Source organism: Mucilaginibacter sp. SMC90 (genome assembly GCF_022811725.1).
GTDB lineage: Bacteria > Bacteroidota > Bacteroidia > Sphingobacteriales > Sphingobacteriaceae > Mucilaginibacter.
Genome location: NZ_CP094527.1, coordinates 4,350,501 through 4,372,589 on the forward strand (window position 1 = coordinate 4,350,501; position 22,089 = coordinate 4,372,589).

Consider the following 22,089-nt stretch of genomic DNA (forward strand, 5'->3'; position numbering starts at 1 on the left):
ATGGTGAATTACTCGGAACGCAAACTTTTAACCGGGTTGGCCAGTGCCGCCATAGTAGCCCGGTAGCCTACCGTAATCCAGGCTATTATAAATGTAGATAGTATCGACACAATAAATATCTGAGGGCCGATACTGATCCGGTATTGAAAATCCTTTAAATAATTATGCATTGCCCACCAGGCCAATGGAGCAGCCACTACAAATGCTATAAGCAGCAATATACTAAACTCCTTGCCAAATAACCATAGGATGCTACTGATCCTGGCACCTAATACTTTCCGTACACCAATCTCTTTGGTTTTGCGAACTGCCATGAATGACACCAGGCCATACAAACCAAGGCAGCCTATTATAATTGCTATACCTGCAAATGCTTCAACCAGTGTTAAAAGTATATTATCCATTTCGTAAAAACGGGTAATGGTATCGTCCAGAAACTGGTATGAATACAACTCTTCAGGGAAAGTCTGATTCCAGATCTTATCAATTGCGGCTAAGGAAGCTTTAGCATTGCGCATGTCTATTTTTACGGCAACAGTAGATAGAGACTGGTAATTAGGCATTACACATAAAGGCGAAATTTCTGAGTGAAAAGAGTAGTTGTAAAAGTCTTTCATTACGCCAACAATAGTACCCTTATATGATCGTCCGTTAACTGCCATCTGCTTTCCAATTACATCCTGCGGTTTAAGATGTAATTTCTTTACAAAGGTCTCGTTCACCAAAAGTTCTTTTACCGAATCGCCTTTGAAGAAATTTCTGCCAGCAACCAACTTAATACCAAAAGTGGAAATGTAATTTTCGTCGGCCTGTTTGGTATTGATGCTCCAATGTTCATCTTCGGCACGGTTATCATATTGAATACCTGTATTGCTATTTGAACGGGATGCGGGTGCATTATAGCAATATGAAACATTTTCAACTCCTTTAATTTCGCTGATAAGGTTACGCATGGTACTCATTTTTATCTTATCATTTTGCGGAAGCGGCACCAGCACTACAGCATTCTTGTTAAAACCAAGATCTGCGGTCTGCGAATAATTCAGTTGCGATACCACGATTATAGTACCAATGATAAGAACTTGCGATATGGTAAATTGGGTAACTACCAGTACCCTCCGCAAAGAAAATCCGCCAACGTCTTTTTGCGATAATTTACTTTTAAGGGCTTTGATTGGCTGAAACCTGGCCAGCACCAAACCAGGGTATGAGCCAGAAAGGAATACTACAACAATTGTAACCAGAACAATGAAAGCGCTAAGTTCTACCCATTTAAAGGTCATCCTTGCATGAAAAAGATTATTCAATGCCGGCAGTGCAATTTCTGATAAGCCAACGGCTACTCCAACGGCTATTATGCTGATAATAGCTGTTTCGGCAATAAACTGCCAGAATAACTGAAAAGGCTGACTGCCGAGCACTTTACGGATGCCTACTTCTTTAGAGCGGTTTAGTGCTTGTGCCGTTGCCAGGTTTATAAAATTTACCGAAGCGGTAATGATCAGGAACACCCCGATAAAAAATAGTGCCCATAAATAGCTTTTATCGGCGTAACCACCAAGTTCACGATCAAAATGCATTTCGGCTATGGGTTGCAATTTAAAACGCCAAACCTGCAGGTCCCGACCTGTATAGTTTTTCTTGATCAGTTGCAACATAGCAGTTTCAACCTGTGCTTTGGTCACCCCCGGCTTTAAACGGGTGAAAGCCTGGCAGCCGCTGTAAACACCGCCCCAATTGTTTTCCCGGTCTTTACCCGCATATCCCTCCATACTTGCGTACGAAATAAAGATCTGCTGTTTTAAATCAGTATTGTTTGGAAAATCTTGCAATACGCCTGTTACAGTGACATTGATATTGTTATCCAGCTTAAAAACTTTACCAATAGGATTGTCGTTACCGAAATATTTATGGGCCATTTTTTCAGTAATTAAAGCCTCATTGGGGTTAACAAGAATGGTTTTCTTATCGCCTTTAAGTAACGGGAAATTCAGTATGCTAAAATACTCCGGTTCAACAAAGGCGACGCCGTCGTCCTCGCCAAATTTTTTAACATCGTTTCCGTGTGTTATAGTAATCAGCGTTTTGTTGAAGCTAATATATCTTGCCGTTTTTTCGCTGAAGGCAAGATCATTACGATAACCTTTGGCCATAGGCTGCGGCACTGCGCCCACACGGTCTACCCCCTGATCATGAAACTCGGTATAAAAACGATAGATCCTATCGGAGTTGTTATGAAAATTATCAAAACTCAGGTGATAACTTATCAGTGTAAAAATCAATACACCGCAGGCTATACCCAAAGCTAAACCAATAACACTGATGGTTGCGTAAGCCTTGTTACGTACCAAATTTCGCCATGCAATTTTTATGTAGTTTTTGATCATAGTATAATGTTTATTAGTTCACCTGGTAATTAGTTTATTGATGCCAATTGGGCCGGATTACAAGTTACTGCAATACCCGCGGCAAGCACCTGTATATTAATTGCGCTATATGCTTTGTTACTAAGAATATTGCGCCAAGCAATTGGCAAGTAGCTCTTAATCATAATTTTGGTCATTAGGTTATTGAACCATTAAGTCATTGTGGCCCGCGTTCAAGATCATTTAATGCCGCGAAACAAATGAAACTACTACTACTACTACTCCGAACGCAGGCTTTTAACCGGGTTAGCAAGCGCTGCTTTAACAGCCTTATACCCTACTGTTACCCATGCTATTACCAGGGATGATATTATCGCCAACAAAAAGATCCACGCACTCATCGAAATACGGTACACAAAGTTTTGCAGCCATCCGTTCATAATATACCATGCAGCAGGCATTGCTATCAGGAACGAAATACCGATAAGCACCATAAACTCCTTCGAAAACAGGAACACGATACTGCTTATGGACGCACCCAATACTTTCCGGATACCAACCTCTTTAGTACGCTGAACAGCCATGAATGACACAAGCCCATATAAACCCAAACACGATATGAATATGGCTATACCGGCAAACACTTTGTATACCAATGCCATTTTATTCTCCTGTTCGTAAAATTTAGCTATGTTTTCGTCCAGGAAATAACCATTGTAGGCATACTCAGGATAAGTATTCTCCCATATTTTTTGCAGCTCGGCCACTGCTTTGCTCAAATTAGCAGTTTGAATTTTAATACCCACCTGGCCCTCATATCCTTTGGCCGGCGAAATAACTATCGGTTTTATCGATTCGCGAAGGGAATTAGTTTTGAAATCCTTAACAACACCAACAATTGGTTTCCAGTGCCCATTCCCTCCTAAACGCACCATTTTGCCTATTGCATCTTCGGGGTTTTGAATACCTAACTTATGAATAAAGGTTTCATTAACTACATATTGCTTAACGGTATCACTGGTTTCATAACCCTTGCCTGCGGCAAATTTCAATCCGTAGGTTTTAAAATAATCGGCATCGCCAAATTTCATGAATGTGCTAAAACCGATATCCTTTGAAGAATGGTTAAAATAAAAATTAGTCCCCCAGTTATTTTCAGACGATGGCACATCTGACGAAAAGCTTACAGCTTTAACGTTATGATTTTGCATTAACTGATATTTGAAGGATTCCATCTTAGCGAGGCTCACACTATCAGTATAGCCAGGAATAACGAGCAATGCACTTTTATTAAAGCCGAGATCTGCATTATTCACAAAATCCATTTGGTTGACCGCTACAATGGTACCAATGATCAGCAATTGCGAAATAGCAAATTGAGCTATAACCAACGCCCTGCGCAATGGGATCCCTCCAATTGATGCAGCTGTGATCTTATTTTTAAGTGCCAAAACCGGTTTAAAGCCAGATACCACCAATGCCGGATAAACACCCGACAGCAAAATAATGCCCACAGTGCTTGTCAATAAAAACAATACGCTTCCGGTGCTGAACAGGTTTATATTTTCGGGAACATTAGCAATATTTTTTAGCTGCGGTATAGCTAATTTGGCTATCCCAATGGCTATTAGCGCCGATACTATAACAATGATCGTGGTTTCGCCAATTACCTGCAAAATAAGCTGGGGGCGGGTACTGCCTAACACCTTGCGGATCCCAACTTCTTTAGAACGGCCAACCGACTGCGCGGTTGAAAGATTAATAAAGTTGATAGAGGCCATGATAATGATCAACAAACCAATAAATGAAAGCGTACGCAAGGTGGCCATACTGGTGCTATGATCCCCCAGCGGGTTACCAATCACTTTATCAAAGTGCATATCGGCCAAAGGCTGCGGAATTAACGTTGTTTCGGAAACGTTTTTCTTAAAGTGCTTTACAGAAAAAGCTTTGAACTGTGCTTCGATATTCGCTTTCGGCATGCTTGGCGGAAACAGCATAAATACCTCATGGTTACTGCTGGTTGAGCCCCAGTCTTCATTATAGTTATAATCTTTAGGATGCTGTTTCCAGGTAACGAATGACACCATGACCTTAAACGGAAAGTCGCTATTGGTTGGCACATCTTCAACAACACCTGCTACCTTTAAGGTTAAAACATTGTCCATCCGCAATGTTTTGCCCATGGCATTGTTCCAATTGCCAAAATATTTGGTGGCGGTAGTTTGATCAATAACCACCATATCGGGATTGGCTAACGCAGAAGGACCGCCTGCAAGCCATTTAAAACTAAAAATATCAAAAAACTGTGGCTGAATGAACAATACGCCGATGCCTTCTGTAAACTTTTTATCGCCCGTATTGCTTCCCGCCACTTCCGGAACCGTGATCTGGCTACCGTAGCTGCTATTCAAAGCAGCAACTTTAGCCTGCGGAAAATCCAATCGCAAAGCTTCGGTAGCAGGTACTGCTATACCCGGATTGGTTGTAGTTTCCGACTCGTATTTACCTTGAGTAGTAACACGATATATGTTTTTAAAGTTAGGGTTGAACGTGTTGAAACTTAATTCAAACTGAATAATTACAAAAATCAGCAAACAGGCAGCAATACCAACGGTTAACCCGGCAATATTTATTGCTGAATAACCTTTATGACGAATGATATTACGCCAGGCTATTTTAAAGTAATTTTTAAGCATATCGTACAGTACTTTTTAATTTCAATGTAAAACACATACCAAAATCAAAACAAACTGAATATCAAATACTTAATTCATCAAAAAAACATTAACTGTTCGTAAGTGTAACACCACGTGTACGGTATTGATACAGTGATTTTAATTTCGGGCTTGTGGCGTAACGTTTAGGAGTTAAAATATTAGTGCTATCATATTGGCGCAAGTATATGTTAGGGATGAAGCCGGGCTTACCTTTACCTTTTGACATTAGTAAGAAAAACAAAAGGTTAGTATGTTTAGCTACTAACCTTTTGTTATACAATTGACAAGCTTATGTCTAAGCTCTACTCTCCCGACCTCAAACTTTCAACAGGATTAGTCATAGCAGCTTTTATGGCTTGGAAACTTACGGTTATAAAAGCAATCAGCAAAGCCATAACAGCGGCCAACACAAAAACCCACCATTGAATATCTATACGGTAAGCAAAATTCTGGAGGTATTTACTCATCATAAGCCAGGCTATGGGTGTGGCTATAACCACCGCTATAAGTACCAATTTCAAGAAATCTATAGAAAGCAAACCCGTAATATTAGCAACAGATGCGCCGAGCACTTTGCGGATACCTATCTCTTTGGTGCGCTGTAAGGTTAACAATGATATAAGCCCAAGCAAACCAAGGCAGCTAATAAAAATGGCTATCACTGCACTTGAGGTAATGAGCTTATTTAAAAGGTCTTCCTTTTGATAAAAATCGGCTATTTGCTGGTCAAGGAAACGATATTCAAATACGTTGTCGGGATAAACAGACTGCCATTCCCTTCTTATATGTTCAATAACTGCCGAAGGATTGCCGGAACCGACCTTTACCCCAACATATTGGTAGCCTTTTCTGAATGTACTAATGTATTCGGGTGCAATAGCCGTGTACAACGATTTGGCATGAAAGTCTTTTACTACCCCTACTATAGTACCCGGGTTGTTTGACAAATCGCCTGCAGTAAAGTGCCTGCCGAGAACTTGTTGAGAGTCTTTGAAACCTAATTTGTGCACCATCACTTCATTAACCAGATATTCACGGGCGGTATCGCTTTCTGCTATATTTCGCCCGGCAACCAATTGCATCCCAAAAGTTTTCACATAGTCGGCATCACCAATCTGGGTATAGCCAACAAATTTTTCCCAATCGCGGCTATCATATTTAATAGAGCCTCCTTTATCAGCTGTTGAAGATGGTGCCCGGTAACAAAATGACACGCTTTTTATGGCAGGATCTGCCAGTAGCTGATTACGTAAATAATCGGTTTTACCTTTATCATTATTGGGCACAGGGAGCATCAAAACAGCGTTTTTGTTAAAACCAAGGTCGGTTGTTTTGAGATATTTAACCTGCATGGTTATTAATACGGTACTAATAATAAGCACCTGGGCTATTATGTTTTGTACAATTATTAAACCCTTACGTGTAAAACCCGCAGCTTGCGTGTTGCCACCAACCTGGTTTTTCAAAGCGTTTACCGGTTTAAACCTGCTTAATATAAGAGCGGGATATGACCCTGCTGCCAATATGATAACAGCTAAAACAACTACTATAAAACCGGCAAGCTTGTAATCGGTAAAAAGATTAAAGCTCAGTTGAGTTTGCAGCCAGTTATTCAATACGGGCATAGCTACAATCACCATCACAAACGATAACAATGCCGCAAAAAATACGATGTACGACGTTTCGGAAATAAACTGGATAAATATAGCACCCGGCGAACTCCCCAAAACCTTGCGTGTACCGATCTCTTTTGCCCGTTTAAAGCTTTGCGCGGTAGCCATATTAATAAAATTAACACATGCAATTACAATAAGCAGTAAGCCTATTACACCCAATGTAGCTAATAAAGAGCGTTGAATAACACCCGCGAAACGACCGTCAAAATGCACTTCGCTCAAGGGTAGCAGCATAAAATGATATGGTTTTGCTTCTGCTGCGCCCTGAGCTTTAACGTTAAGTTCGTTTATACCTACTTCAATCGTTTCTGGATTCACCCCGTCCTTCAGTTCTACATAAATGGAGTTGGTAGAATTGATGAAACTCCAATCATTGTGCATGGGCGTATAAACATCGGGGTAAATGTTTTTAAGCGTTGATAATGAAAGAAACAGATCTGCTTTTATATCGGTATTTGCAGGGTGATCTTTTACTACACCTGTTACTTTAAATATATTTTTGTTATCAACACTAATGTTTTTGCCGATAACATCCTGGCTGCCAAAATATTTTTGAGCCAGCCCATGACTTAAAACTACAGCATTGGGTTCGGTAAGGGCGGTATTTTTATTGCCCTGCTCCCACTGATAATCAAACAGGTTAAAAAAATGGCCGTCGGTAATGCCAATATTTTCATGCTCGGCAAACATTTTTTTACCGGATCCTTCACTTTGCGGGATAGTAACGTTGATATCATGCATCCGTAATAATACCCCTATATCTTTTACCCGCGGATCATTTGCTTTCACATCCCTTGCCAAAGCTAAAGGAGCACCCTGGTCGTACAATGGTACCCCATCAGAAAAAGTTAATCGGTGAACAACCCTATACACCTGTTTGGCATTGTGATGATAAGTATCAAAACTTAAATGATAGGTGATAAACTGAAAAAGTATGATACTGCAACCAATACTCAACGCCAGGCCGAACATATTGATGAATGTATAGAATTTATGCTTCCAGAGGTTGCGCCAGGCTATTTTAAAGTAATTTTTTATCATATCTAATACTTTATACGATAATACGCAAAACCCTTTAAATGAGTAGTTAAAATATGTTAAAGTTGAATTAGAGGTTAGAGGTTAGAGGTTAGAGGTTAGAGGTTAGAGGTTAGAGGTTAGAGGTTAGAGGTTAGAGGTTAGAGGTTAGAGGTTAGAGGTTAGAGGTTAGAGGTTAGAGGTTAGAGGTTAGAGGTTAGAGGTTAGAGGTTAGAGGTTAGAGGTTAGAGGTTAGAGGTTAGAGGTTAGAGGTTAGAGGTTAGAGGTTAGAGGTTAGAGGTTAGAGGTTAGAGGTTAGAGGTTAGAGGTTAGAGGTTAGAGGACAATGCATCGCGAACTGCTTTGTTTTCACTAACAGAAAAATATTACAAAAAGCCGGGAGCAACGATGATACTCCCGGCTTTTGCCTTTAGCTTTAAACCTTTTACTTTCAGCTTCCTACTCGCTTCTCAAACTGCTCACCGGATTGGCCAGCGCCGCCTTGATAGATTGGATGCTTACTGTTAACAAGGCTATGAACAATGCAATGCAGGCTGCGGCACCAAAAATCCACCACGAGATGTCAATGCGATAGGCAAAATCCTGCAACCATTTATTCATCATGTACCATGCAACCGGGAAAGCAATAAGGTTTGCTATTAATACCGTTTTCAAAAAATCAGCCGAAAGGAGCCCGATAATACTTTGCACACTTGCACCAAGCACCTTGCGTATGCCAATTTCTTTTACACGCTGCTCGGCAGCAAAGGCAGCCAGGCCAAGTAAGCCCATTGCAGATATTGCGATGGCGATAATTGCAAATATGGAGACCAGGGTTGATGAACGTTGTTCGGCGTGATACAATTTGTTGTAACCTTCATCTAAAAAATTATACGCGAACGGCTGCTCGGGCACAAATTGGTTCCATACATTTTGGGCGGCCCTAATAGCCCCGGATGTATTGCCAGGAGCCGTTTTTATGTAGAAACTACCTGCCCAGTCAGTATGATTGTTTATAACCATTGGCCCTATCTTTTCATGCAAACTCCTGAAATTAAAATCCTTAACCACTCCGGCTACAATTCCCGAGTCGCCATTAAATTTAAACCGCTGCCCAATAACTGGGGTACGAATCCCCAACTGCTTTACTGCGGTTTCATTTAAGATAACATTATGCTCATCGACATTGGCCTTACCAAACCAATGCCCATCCTTCATTTTCAAGCTCATCATTTGCTGAAAATTTTCATCAGCAGATAATGTCGCTACAGAAGGTTTATAATCTTTAGGCCGGCCATCCCAATCTATTGTTCCCGACATTTTGGTACCATTATTATAGAAGTCGTCACTTTGCGATTGAGCAACCTCTTTTATAGCACTTTGTTCCCGAAGTTCATTGACAATGCTGCTCAGCATCGAAACCCGCTTTTTATCATCAAACCCTAAAACATTCCACGGGATCCTGAAAGAAAAAACGTGCTCACGATTATAACCAAGGTCAGCTTTTTGCATAAAATCCAACTGACGGTAAATAACCATGGTGCAAATGATCAGCATAACCGAAATGCCAAACTGAACAACAACCAATGCTTTACGAATACCGCCATCTTTAATATTTAGCGCGTTTCGGCCTTTAAAAACACTTAGGGGTTTAAATGATGATAACAAGATAGCCGGGTACAGACCGTTAAATATAAAGCTTACCAGTAATGTGCCAAGTAATATTAGCCAGGTTGCTGTTGAAGCCAATGGTTGACTGAAATGTTTTTCGGTTACGCCGTTAAACCATGGCATAAATACCTGGATACAAATAATGGAAAAAATTAAAGCCAGCACACTTACCACCAACGACTCAGACATGAACTGCCCAAATAGCTGAAACCTGCCTGCTCCTACTATTTTACGTACACTTACCTCTTTTGATCGCGCACTTGCGCGCGCAGTAGTAAGGTTAACATAGTTGATACAGGCTGTAGCCAAAAGTAATGTGGCAAGTATCATAAATATATTTACCAGTTTGCGGTTACCATGTTCAAAAGACGAGCTTTGCAGGTCATTTTCAAAATGCATGTCTTTCAACTTAATAACGCTCAATGCCGTATTTTCACTGTCCTTGTTATTTTTCTTGATGATATCGGTAAGTTTCTTTGCTGTTTCGTCGGTGTTTACGCCTGCTTGCAATTTAAGGAAGGTGAGTCCGCTGTAATTGCCCCAATGTGAGGATTGTTCTTTTTCATGCGGGTTGCTCAGCTTTGCTTCAACCGGCATCAATATGTCATACTGAAAAGTTGAATTTGCAGGATTATCCTTAACAACTGCCTGTACCTGGTAATTTACACTATCAACCCTGAGTATCTTCCCTACTGCCTCGCCATTGCCAAAGTATCTTTTCGCCGTTGACTGCGTAAGTATTAAACTAAACGGTTTTTTGGAAAAGCTTTCAACGCTGCCATCAACAAAATCATAATGAAACACATTGAACCAGTTGGCATCAACATAAGCATATTTTTTTTCTGATATCAGTTGCCCCTTATTATGAACGGTCACCATATAACCTGGCCATAAAAAAGTATAATTCTTAATACCCGGAATTTCCTTTTTAGCTATGCCACCTAACATGTAAGGCGACGATTCCCAAATCCAGGTTTCATCTTTGGTTAAGGTGAGTTTCGCCTTTACACGATAAATCTGATCAGCATCTTTATGGTAGTTATCAAAACTAAGTTCGTTTTGTACCCATAGCATAATAAATACCGCGGCAGTGATACCAACGGTAAGCCCGGCTATGTTAATGATACTTGCAGTACGGTGCTTACTTAAATTGCGAAACGCTACTTTGAAATAATTTTTAAACATAATAGTATAATCATTTTGTCATTGGGGCATAAAGTCATTCCATGTACCGCTTTCATCATAAAATGACTTCATGATGCGAAGCAAATGACTCTATGAAAACTTATTCAGAACGTAAACTCTTCGTCGGATTTGCCAATGCTGCTTTGATTGTTTGAAAACTTGAAGTAACCAACGCAGTCAACAGCATTCCACCACCGCTCAGTACAAATATCCACCAGCTTATAGAAGTACGGTCGGCAAAACTTTCCATCCATTTGTTCATAGCATACCAGGCCAAAGGGGTTACCAATATAAAAGCAAACGCGATAAGCATCACCAGCTCAGTTGATAACATGGTAACTATCTGCGTTACCGTGGCACCAAGAACTTTACGTACGCCTATCTCCTTAGTGCGCTGATTAGTGTTATAGATAGCCAGGCCCAATAAACCAAGGCAGCTGATAAATATAGATAAACCTGTTGCCCAGGATAGCAGGGTTGATGTATGCTGCTCGGTATCGTAAAATCTGGCTATATTCTCGTCAAAAAAACGATATTCGAAATCATCTTCCGGGTAAATTTCCTTCCATGCATTTTCCATAGATGCTATTGCCTTTTTCCAATCGTTACCACCGGCCGTTTGAGGTTTAAGTGCTATATGGAAAGTACCGTGGTTATAGTAACTGTTGCTGATCAGGATACAAGTAGGTTTCACAGCAGAATGCAATGACTCTAAATGAAAATCATTAACCACACCAACAATCTGCATTTTTTTATCACCGTTAAATTTATCAATATACTTACCAACAGCTTCATCAGGGTTTTTAAAGCCGATAATTTTAGCATAAGCGTTATTGATCAAAAAGCCGCTCGTGCTATCCCCTGCCTGCAAATTACGACCGGCAAGCAGCTTAATTTTGTAAACATTAATATAATTGGGGTCACCGAACCTTTCGTACAATTCAAGTTTTAGTTCCTTTTTACCGTCTTTGTAAGTAGCCTCGGTTGAATTGGTGCCGTTTGATGAAGGGGCATCTTTACCCAAGCTTATTAAATCAACCTGTGGTATTGCCTTTAATTTATTCATAAACACCTGATTCCGGCTAACCGTACGATTTTTCCATGGTGAGTTGATAATTAATATAGCATCTTTTTTAAAGCCCATGTCTTTAGTAAGCGCATAATGAATTTGTTTACTTACCAACACGGTTGCCATTATAAAAAACTGGGCAATAACAAACTGAGTTACTGTTAGCGATTTGCGCAGCCATGCGCTGCGGGTTTTGCTGCTGTTTGATGAAGCCTGATTTTTCAGCACCAAAACAGGTTTATAGCCAGATAATAAGGCAGCCGGATAAAAGCCCGATAAAAGACTTACTGCAACCGTTAACAGCAACAGGAAAACAATCAGATTAGGCTGGTGTACCAAATCCAGTTTAATCCCATCCGGAATAAAATCTTTAAACAGTTTTAGGATAACCGGGGCAAGCACTACCGAAATAATTACGGCAATAAGGGTTATGAAAAATGTTTCGCACAAAAACTGGATAATCAATTGCACGCGACTGCTGCCCATAGTTTTGCGTACCCCTATTTCCTTTGCCCTTTGTGTAGCCTGCGCAGTTGTGAGGTTAACAAAGTTAATACAACCAAGCAAAAGCAAAAATACAGCTATAGCTAACAAACCATAAAGCGTTGATTTATCGGCCACCCGCCCGCTGGCAAATGTGTAATACAAATTATTGAAATGCAGATCGCTTAACGGCTGCAAAGTAAAACTCCGTGTACTCCCCTTATTTTCCGGCTTTGGCGGGTTATTCTTTTTAAGGATAAGGTTCAACTGCTTTTCAAAATTGGCAACCGTAGTATTTGGTGCCAACCTAACAAAAAGTATAGACGATGAGGTAGTGCCGCCCCAATCTTTCAATCTTAATTCATCGGCAAGGGCCTTGTTGTTGCTTGCGGTTGAATAAGAAATAAAATCATGAAAAGCAAAATCGTTATTGCCTTTTAACGGTTCAACAATGCCTGTAATAGCCGCATTAAGGGTATCATAGGTAATAACCCGGCCAATCATTTCATTGAATGAAAGTTTAGGAAAATATTTTTTTGCCTGGTCGGCCGTTAATACTGTTTGGTTGGGGGCGCTCAGTGCCGTTTTTACCGAACCTGCCAGCCAGTTATATTTAAACATGCTAAAATATCGTCCGTCGGCAAGGATCACATTGTCCTGCAGTTTAAACTTAACAGGTACTCCATCTTTTCCAGGAATAAGCACATTAGGTTGGCTGATCTCAAAAAATGGTGCAGTTAGCTCTACCCCGCTTACGTTATTTCGAACGGCTTCGGGCACGGCTCCTGATACACCGCGGTTATACGATTCTTCGCCGGAGAAGGTATAATTTGATACCACCCTGTAAATCCGGCCGCTGTTTTCAAAGTTTTGATTGAAACTAAAATCAAAATGAACTATCAGATAAATAACCAGCGCCGAACTGATACCTATAGATAAGCCGACTACGTTGACGAACGTAAAAAATTTGTGCCGCCCAAAATTACGAAGCGCAATTTTTAAATAATTTTTAAACATACACTTTAACCATTTATCATTAGGTTATTAAATCATTGAATTTGAGCCTTATCTGTCAGGCAACAGCTTAACAACAAATCATTCTGAACGTAAACTTCTTGTTGGATTGGCCAACGCAGCTTTGATAGTTTGGAAACTTGAGGTGATCAGTGCTGTTAACAGCATTCCACCGCCGCTTAATGCAAAAATCCACCAGCTTATCGTAGTACGGTCTGCAAAGCTCTCCATCCATTTGTTCATGGCATACCAGGCCAAAGGGGTTACCAATACAAATGCCAGTACAATAAGCATCACCAGCTCGGTTGATAACAAGGTAACTATTTGTGTTACTGTAGCGCCAAGTACTTTACGCACGCCAATCTCTTTAGTACGCTGGTTAGTGTTGTAGATAGCTAAACCTAATAATCCAAGACAACTGATAAATATAGATAAGCCGGTTGCCCAGGTTAGCAAGGTTGACGTATGCTGTTCTGCGTCGTAAAATTTGGCTATATTTTCATCAAAAAAATGATATTCAAAATCGTCTTCGGGGTAGATCTCCCTCCATACTTTTTCCATTTGCGCTATACCCTTTTTCCAGTCATCACTGCCGGCAGTTTGTGGTTTAAGGGCAATGTGAAAAGTGCCATTATTATAATAACTGTTGCTGACATGGATACACATAGGTTTTATAGACGAGCGTAACGATGAGGAATAAAAATCAGCAACTACGCCAATGATCTGCATTTTTTTATCCCCGTTAAACTTATCTACATATTTACCAACGGCATCTGCCGGATTTTTAAAGCCTATTAGCTTAGCATAAGTATTGTTGATCAGGAACGCCCTCGTGCTATCGCCGTATTGTAAATTGCGTCCTGCCAATAATTTAAGCTTGTATAGATTGATATAATTAGGATCGCCGTATTTTTCGTAGATCTCCAACTTTATCTCCTTTTTGCCATCTATAAAAGTGGCTTCAGTTGAGTTACTGCTGGTTGATGACGGCGCATCTTTGCCTACACTTACCAGGCTAACCTGTGGTATGGCTTTCAGTTTATTCAAAAATACCTGGTTTTTACTGAGTGTGCGGTTTTTCCAGGGTGAGTTAATGATCACTATAGCATCTTTTTTAAAGCCCATATCCTTATTTAAAGCATAATGAATTTGTTTGCTTACCAGCACCGTAGCCATTATAAAAAACTGGGCTATAATAAACTGAGTTACAGTCAATGATTTACGGAGCCATGCATTACGGGTTTTACTGCTATTTGATGAAGCCTGGTTTTTAAGTACCAATACCGGTTTGTAGCCCGACAGTAAAGCTGCCGGATAAAAACCTGATAATAGGCTTACAACTATTGTTAATAAAAACAGGAACACAAAAAGATGAGGTTGATGCAGCAAGTCGAGTGTGATACCGGCGGCTATAAAATCTTTAAATAGTTTTAATATAGCAGGTGCCAGGGCCACCGAAATAATCACAGCAATTAGTGTAATAATGAATGTTTCGCTTAAAAACTGGGTAATAAGCTGAACACGGCTGCTACCCATTGTTTTACGCACACCAATTTCTTTAGCCCTTTGCGTTGCTTGGGCTGTAGTTAAATTAACAAAATTAATGCAACCCAATAATAACAAAAATGAGGCGATAACAAGTAAACCGTAAAGTGTTGTTTTATTAGCCGGAGTACCAGAATCAAACGTACCATACACACTATTAAAATGCAGGTCCCTCAAAGGCTGTAAAGTAAAATTGCGTGTATTACCCTTGTTTTCGGGCTTTGGCGGGTCATTCTTTTTGAGGATGATATTTAGTTGTTTTTCAAAACTGGCGGCAGTGGTATTGGGTGCCAACTTAACAAAAAGGATGGATGACGAAGTAGTACCGCCCCAGCTGGTTAAGCTCAGTTCGTCGGCAAGTGCTTTATTATTTTTTGCTGTTGAATAGGAAATAAAGTCGTGAAAAGTAAAATCATTATTTCCTTTTAACGGTTCAACAATGCCGGAAACCGCTACATTAAGGGTATCATAGGTAATTACCCTGCCTATCATCTGGCCGTATGAAAGCTGAGGAAAATATTTCTTTGCCTGATCTGCAGTAAGCACCGTTTTATTTGGTTCGTTCAAAGCACTTTTCTCCGAGCCGGCAAGCCAGTTATATTTAAACATCCTGAAATAACGAGCGTCTGCAAGGATCACATTATCCTGTAATTTAAACTTAACGGGTACGCCTCCTTTTCCCGGAATAAGCACATTAGGCTCATTTAAGGAGAAAAATGGCGCGCCAAGCTCGACTCCGCTCACTCCATTTCTTACAGCTTCGGGCACAGGGCCTGATACGCCGCGATTATGCGCTTCTTCACCCGAAAACGTATAGTTTGATACTACCCTGTAGATCCGGCCGCTATCATCAAAGTTTTGATTAAATGTAAAATCAAAAAGAACTATCAGGTAAATAACCAGCGCCGAACTGATGCCTATAGATAAGCCTATTATGTTAATGAAGGTAAAAAACTTATGCCTCCAGAAATTACGCAACGCAATTTTAAAGTAGTTCTTAAACATATGATTGTTTGTTAAGTCATTGTGTCGTTAAGCTGTTCAGACTTTTCTCACCGATTATAAAAATTACTTGATGAGCAAAGTCTAAATGACTTAATGATCTGTTATTTATTCTGATCGTAAACTTTTAACAGGATTGGCAAACGCCGCTTTCATGGTATTAAGGCTCACTACAGCAAGCGTAAGCAATAATATAAGCATCCCGACGGCGGCAAATAACCAAATACTGATATTGATGTGATAAGTATACTTTTGGAGCCAGTTATGCATGATCCACCATGTTAAGGGAACTGCAATTACAAAGGCGATCAGCACAAGCTTTAAAAACTCGGTAGAAATAAGCACCAGCAATTGCTGCACGCTTGCACCCAAAACTTTGCGAATACCAATTTCCTTAAATCGCTTTTCGATGGTAAAGGAAGCCAGGCCAGCCAGACCTATACAACAGATAAAAATCGCTAAACCGGCAAAAATATTAGTGATTCGGCTGATGAGCACCTCGGTCAAAAACTTTTTCCCTAATTCCTGGTCAACAAACTGGTATTCAAAAATATCAGCCGGACTATATTTTGCATAAATACCCTGAAGCAACTGTATAGCTTGCTGAGGCTGAACATCTTTATTAAGTCGTAAATTAATATAGCCAGAATTGCTATGATCAGAAAAAACCATCATAGGGTCAACGGCGGTATATGGCGATGCCATCACCACATTATCGGTAACACCTATTACTGTAAGCTTTCTGTCGCCATACCGCAGTTGTGTACCTACCGGCCTTTTAAGCTGCATGGCTTCAATGGCGGCTTTGTTTAATAATACCCCTGATGTATCAGAAGGCAGCCCAGTAAAGTCATTCCCCTGCAGCAATTTAATACCTATGGTCTTTGTATAATCAACATCAGCGGTCATGTTTGAAAATATGATATTGGCATTGGCAGGTCTACCTTCCCAATCAGGCGGCCCTGATCTCCAGGAAATTTCAGTCACCATCCATGAAGTGCGGGTTACACTGTTAACGATCCCGGATTTGAGCAGATCATTTTTTACAGCAACAAAGCTTTTATCTGTACCAGCGGTTGAAGGCACCATGATCAGGTTGTCGGGGTTATAACCGATATTGCGGTCTTTTACATGCTGTATTTGCTGGTAAACAATAATAGTGGCAGAGATCAGCAAAATGGACCCAATAAACTGGAACACCACCAATATTCTTCGGGGGGCAATAGCGCCTTTACCGGCTACAAATGTCCCCTTCAAAACTTTAACCGGATTAAATGAAGATAGGTACAAAGCAGGGTAACTGCCAGATATTAAACCAGTAAAAAGGATAATAGCAATAGCCCCGAGCCAAAATATCGGTTCGCCGAGATTTAACACCAATTGTTTGCTCACCAATAAATTAAACTGCGGCAGCAACAGATAAACGCATAAAACCGCAAATACAAAAGCTATTGCAACCAAAACCATCGATTCAAAAAAGAATTGCAATACCAGCTGTTTTTTATCAGACCCAAGTGTTTTACGGATCCCCACCTCCCGGGCCCTTTTTTCAGACTGGGCTGTAGATAAATTCATGAAATTAACGCAGGCAATCAATAGTATGATAATGGCTATTACAATGAAGAAGCGAACATACTCGATCATTCCACCGGTGTTCTTGCCATCTTTAAAATCACTGTACAAATGCCATTTGCTCATCGGGAAAGCGAAGTAAGTGCTTATCTTATCCTTATTATGCTGAAACATTACATCAGTCATGTATTTTTCTAACTGCGGAATGTTTGGATTATCAATGGTTTGGATATACACTTCCCATGATGAGCCGCTCCAGCGGGTCATAGCATTCTTTACATCATTATCCGAAAAATTATAAGGGATGATGAAATCAAATTGCTGTGTGGTATTACCGGGCAGATCGGCCAGCACAGCGGTAACTTTATGCACCTCGTTGTTATCTATTTTGACTACCTTATTGATAGGATCAGCGTTTCCAAAAAAAGCTTTCGCAGCTGATTCGGTGATAACTATTGATGTAGGATCTGTTATTGCCGTAGCGGCATTTCCTTTAATAAATTTCCACGAAAACATATCAAAGTATTTACCGCCTACATAATAACCGCGCTTTTTTAGCTTGATATCACCAACGTTAAACTGATGTTGCTCCTGGTGTGATGTCATCACTGCATTTTTGATCTGCGGGTAACCGCTTTCAAGTGCTTTTGCCAACGGGAACACCATGTTAGCATCGGTAAAAATGTTGTTTTTAAAATCGCGGTTAGCTAAAACCTGGTATATGGTTTTATAATTAACGTGGCTCTTATCGTAAGCCAGCTCATTACGCACCCATAAAAAAATGAAAATTGTGCATGTTATGCCTATTGTGAGCCCCAGCAAATTTGTGATGGCAAAAGCACGGTTCCTGTTAAGGCTACGCCATGCAATTTTTACATAATTTTTTATCATGATATTTAGTCATTTTTTCATTGAGTCATTTTAACAATGTCATTAGTTCATTTTGCTTCGTACGAATCAAAACGACTTAATGATGCGAAGCAAATTGCCCTATGATCATTCACTCCTAAGGCTTTTAACAGGGTTGGCCATTGCAGCTTTTATTGACTGATAACTTATGGTTACAAAAGCAATAATCAGCGCTATTACACCGGCCATGGCAAATACCCACCATTGGATACTTACCCTGAAGGCAAAATCAAGCAACCATTTGTTCATGGTATACCAGGCAATGGGCAGGGCAATTACAGCGGCTACAATCACCAGTTTCAAAAAGTCTTTTGATAGTTCGGTAACAATTTGCGGGATGCTGGCACCAAGTACTTTGCGTACGCCAATTTCTTTTACCCGTTGTGATATGCTAAAGGCCGAAAGTCCGAATAAACCTAAGCAGGCAATGAATATAGCCAGACAGGAAAATATGGTAAACAAATGGCTTTGCTGTTGCTCGCTCTCATACAATCTTTGAATACGCTCGTCGATGAAACTATATCTAAATGGTGTTTCGGGCTGGAATTTTTTCCAGGTTTGCTGTAGTGTCGCCAATGTCGAATTGATATTGGCTCCGCCAACTTTGATCGAAACCCTTCGGTAATTGTTATTTGCAAATGATGGCATCTCCATTAATAACGGAACGATGTTTTGATGTAATGATTCGAAGTGAAAATCATTAACCACACCAATTACTTTTCCTCTTACACCACCATAGCTCATATCCCGGCCTATCGCGTTTTCGGGGGTTTTCCAGCCCAGTACCCGCACTGCCGATGCATTGATCACAAAATTGTTGCTATCAGTTGCAAAATCACGACTAAAATTCCTGCCTGCCGCCATCTTTATACCGAAGGTTGGAATAAAGCCATAGTCAACGTTGATGCTCTTGATATCAGCCTTAACCGGTAAAGGTTTATCACCGTCAAAAACAACCGCTCCCTGATCATCTAACAATCTTCCCGATGGGATACGCGATGAACGGCTGATATCTTTTATAGCCGGGTTTCGTAATAAATCGGCTCTGAAAGCTTCAAACTTATCAGCCGGAATACCACCTCCAATTGTTATCAAATGGTCTTTGTTGAAGCCTAATGACTTATTTTGGATATATCTCAGCTGCTGAAAAACTATGGTAGTGGCAACAATAAGGATAATAGAAATTGAAAACTGAACAACCACCAGCACTTTACGAAACGAGATATTTCCTGAGCCTACTTTAAGAATTCCCTTTAAAACTTTTATAGGTTTAAATGACGACATAAAAATAGCCGGGTAAATACCACTGATGAGCCCGATAACAAGCGGCAGCAGCGATACTGACACTAATACTATCGGTTGATACAAACTATCAATTGATAACCCCAATTCAGAAAACCGGTTGATGACCGGCAGTAAAGCACAGGTAAGGATCAGCGCCAACACAAGTGAAAAGTAAGTTACCAATACCGATTCGCTTAAAAACTGGGTAATGATCTCTTTTTGCTGTGCACCAATTACCTTGCGGATGCCTATTTCTTTTGCCCTTAGTGTTGAACGGGCTGTTGACAGGTTCATGTAATTGATACATGCTATCAGCAAAATGAACAGGGCAATTGCCGAAAATATGTAAACCCTTTTGATATCCCCGTTTTGCTCTACCTCATCATCAAGGTGCGAGTGTAGGTGAATATCCAAAAACCGTTGAATATGCAGCTGGGTGAATTTTGACTGGCGCGGTTGCCCGGGAAAATTCATGTACTTATCTATAAAAGCCGGAAACTGCGAACTGATACGATCAATGTTATAATTATCAGGCAGCAACAGATAGGTAAAAAATGAGTTATTTCCCCAATTGGTTGCCAATTGATTCCGTCCGTAAACCTTGTCATCGTTCAGCGTGTTGAATGATAGCAGCATTTGGGGGTGCATTTGTGAATTGGCCGGAAAAGGTTTAAAGATACCTGTCACCTTAAAGTTTGCAGTATTATCCAGCCTGATCTCTTTATTTATAGGGTCTTCGTTACCGAAGTATTTACGCGCCATATCCTCGGTCATCATTACCGTGTATGGTTCGCTGAGGGCTGTTTTAGAGTCGCCGGCCACTGTTTTCAGATCAAAAAAGCTGAAGAAGTTTTCGTCGGCAAAATATGATCCCGTTTCGGTGAACAGCTTTTCTTTATAACGCAAAACCACATCCCCGTTAGGAAACAACCGGGTAACCTTTTTAATATCCGGAAACTCATTTTTAAGCAGCGGACCAAAAGGGGGCGCTACGGCACCCAAATGCAGGTTAACAATGCCATCGGCGGTGTTAAAGCTCCGGCTTACACGATAAATATTAAGGGCGTTATGATTAAACTTGTCATAACTTAACTCCCTAACTATATAAGTTAAAATTAGCAGGCAACAGGTTAACCCTATGGTCAAGCCGAATATATTGATGAACGATATAAATTTATGCCGGGCTATATTGCGAAACGCACTCCGTAAATAGTTCTTTATCATGATAGTTAGTTCATTGGTTCACGTATTCATAAGCGCCGGCCATAGCCTGCTTACTTTTGACGGGATAATTATATCCAAGCACATGCCATATATACAAATAACTGATAATTAACAAATTACACAAAAACATCAAAAGTAGCATGTTCGATTTCGAACACCTGCTGTACGTTTCCGTTTGCCGAATGGCCAATTTTGAAGCAACCGTACAGGTTTTCGGCGGCCTGGTACTGCAAATACTATATACGTCAAAGGGCCTGTCAATTTAAATGACAGGCCCTTTTTTCTGTTATATTTTTAATGCTGCCTAGTTCACGGTAAGGTTTACCCTGCTGCTGCCCCGCACTTCAACTAATGAGCCGCCGCCATTAAGTTTACCTTCAACTCTTTCTTTATCCTTATTGCCCGAAAAATTATCTGAAAGGTTTGTCTCTATCTTATCGGCCCGTACATCAAGGTTGAGACCTTGTTTTGAAGGCAATTGTAAATCAACACGGCCCGAGCTCACATCAATTTTAACCGATTTACCAACGCTAACAAATTGTGCATGAAAACTACCCGCACTTGTTGAAGCATCAAGGCTGCATGACAAATTGGAAAGGTTGATGCTGCCGCCTGAGGTACCGGTAATAAAATCACCGTCGATTTTATTGCCGCTGATACTGCCGCCGCTGGTGGTAGCTTTGATATCACCTTTTAAACCATCAAGGTGTAAAGAGCCACCAGAAGTTTCCAGCCTGATATGCCCCATGCAATTACGAGCCTCTATACTGCCGCCTGAAGTTTGCAGATCGATACTTTCTTTTGAATCACTCACATGAATACTGCCACCTGATGTACGGCCTTTGATAGTACCGGTAATTTTATCAAGGTGCAAGCTGCCGCCGCTGGTTTCAAATTGCTGCGCGCCGGTCAAATTATCCAAATGGATACTGCCACCACTGGTATTCAGGTTGGTTGCCACATTGCCCGGCACATATACCCTGAAAGAGATACTCAATGATTTTTTCCAATCCCAATTACCATCATGCTTATTTTTAGCTTTAGCGTGAAGTTCGCCGCCATTAACATCTATGCTCAGATCATAATTTTCATCAAGGCGTTTTTTGATCTCTTCTTTTGACAGATCATTATTGCCATTATTACCTTGTATAAAGACTTCAACTCTTGGTTCTTCGCCTGATGCCCCGCTTACAGTGATGCTTCCGCCTGAAGTATTAACAAATACATCTTTAACCGACTGGCCAGATAGTGACTTGGTAAGATATGGTGTTTTCTGATTATTTTGTGCAAAAACGCTGCTACCGGTACAGGCAACAAACAACACAAGTAAATACTTTTTCATAATAATGATC

Annotated in this window: 10 protein-coding genes; 1 reads left to right on the forward strand and 9 read right to left on the reverse strand. The window is 40.5% G+C overall.

All coding sequences use genetic code 11. The annotated features are described in order from the left end of the window. Positions 1–8: 8 nt before the first annotated feature. The 8 genes from MTO98_RS18550 to MTO98_RS18585 form a co-directional block, all read right to left on the reverse strand. Positions 9–2,387: an ABC transporter permease gene (locus MTO98_RS18550; protein WP_243480375.1), complete on the reverse strand. Its 2,379-nt coding sequence runs from the start codon at positions 2,385–2,387 to the stop codon at positions 9–11. A gap of 257 nt (positions 2,388–2,644) precedes the next feature. Continuing rightward, a complete protein-coding gene (locus tag MTO98_RS18555; protein WP_243480376.1) occupies positions 2,645–5,065 on the reverse strand; it encodes an ABC transporter permease in 2,421 nt (806 codons plus the stop codon). Positions 5,066–5,388: 323 nt separating this feature from the next. After that, positions 5,389–7,803, reverse strand: a complete 2,415-nt coding sequence (locus MTO98_RS18560) for an ABC transporter permease (RefSeq protein ID WP_243480377.1) — start codon at positions 7,801–7,803, stop codon at positions 5,389–5,391. 435 nt (positions 7,804–8,238) lie between these two features. Beyond that, complete coding sequence (locus tag MTO98_RS18565; RefSeq protein ID WP_243480378.1) at positions 8,239–10,635, reverse strand: ABC transporter permease; 2,397 nt, start codon at positions 10,633–10,635, stop codon at positions 8,239–8,241. Between the two features lie 100 nt (positions 10,636–10,735). Continuing rightward, positions 10,736–13,204: an ABC transporter permease gene (locus MTO98_RS18570; protein WP_243480379.1), complete on the reverse strand. Its 2,469-nt coding sequence runs from the start codon at positions 13,202–13,204 to the stop codon at positions 10,736–10,738. A gap of 78 nt (positions 13,205–13,282) precedes the next feature. Continuing rightward, positions 13,283–15,751, reverse strand: a complete 2,469-nt coding sequence (locus tag MTO98_RS18575) for an ABC transporter permease (protein WP_243480380.1) — start codon at positions 15,749–15,751, stop codon at positions 13,283–13,285. A 105-nt stretch (positions 15,752–15,856) separates the two neighbouring features. Beyond that, a complete protein-coding gene (locus tag MTO98_RS18580; protein ID WP_243480381.1) occupies positions 15,857–18,211 on the reverse strand; it encodes an ABC transporter permease in 2,355 nt (784 codons plus the stop codon). A gap of 105 nt (positions 18,212–18,316) precedes the next feature. Next, on the reverse strand, positions 18,317–20,737 hold the full coding sequence (locus MTO98_RS18585) for an ABC transporter permease (RefSeq protein ID WP_243480382.1): 2,421 nt from the start codon (positions 20,735–20,737) through the stop codon (positions 18,317–18,319). A 140-nt stretch (positions 20,738–20,877) separates the two neighbouring features. Here MTO98_RS18585 and MTO98_RS34300 point away from each other — a divergent pair, with 140 nt between their 5' ends. Further along, complete coding sequence (locus MTO98_RS34300; protein ID WP_256464299.1) at positions 20,878–21,003, forward strand: hypothetical protein; 126 nt, start codon at positions 20,878–20,880, stop codon at positions 21,001–21,003. A gap of 38 nt (positions 21,004–21,041) precedes the next feature. On the opposite strand, the gene MTO98_RS18590 is transcribed toward MTO98_RS34300, so the two are convergent. Then, positions 21,042–22,079 (reverse strand): DUF4097 family beta strand repeat-containing protein, encoded by a 1,038-nt coding sequence (locus MTO98_RS18590; protein WP_243480383.1) that lies wholly within the window; start codon positions 22,077–22,079, stop codon positions 21,042–21,044. Between the last annotated feature and the right edge of the window lie 10 nt (positions 22,080–22,089).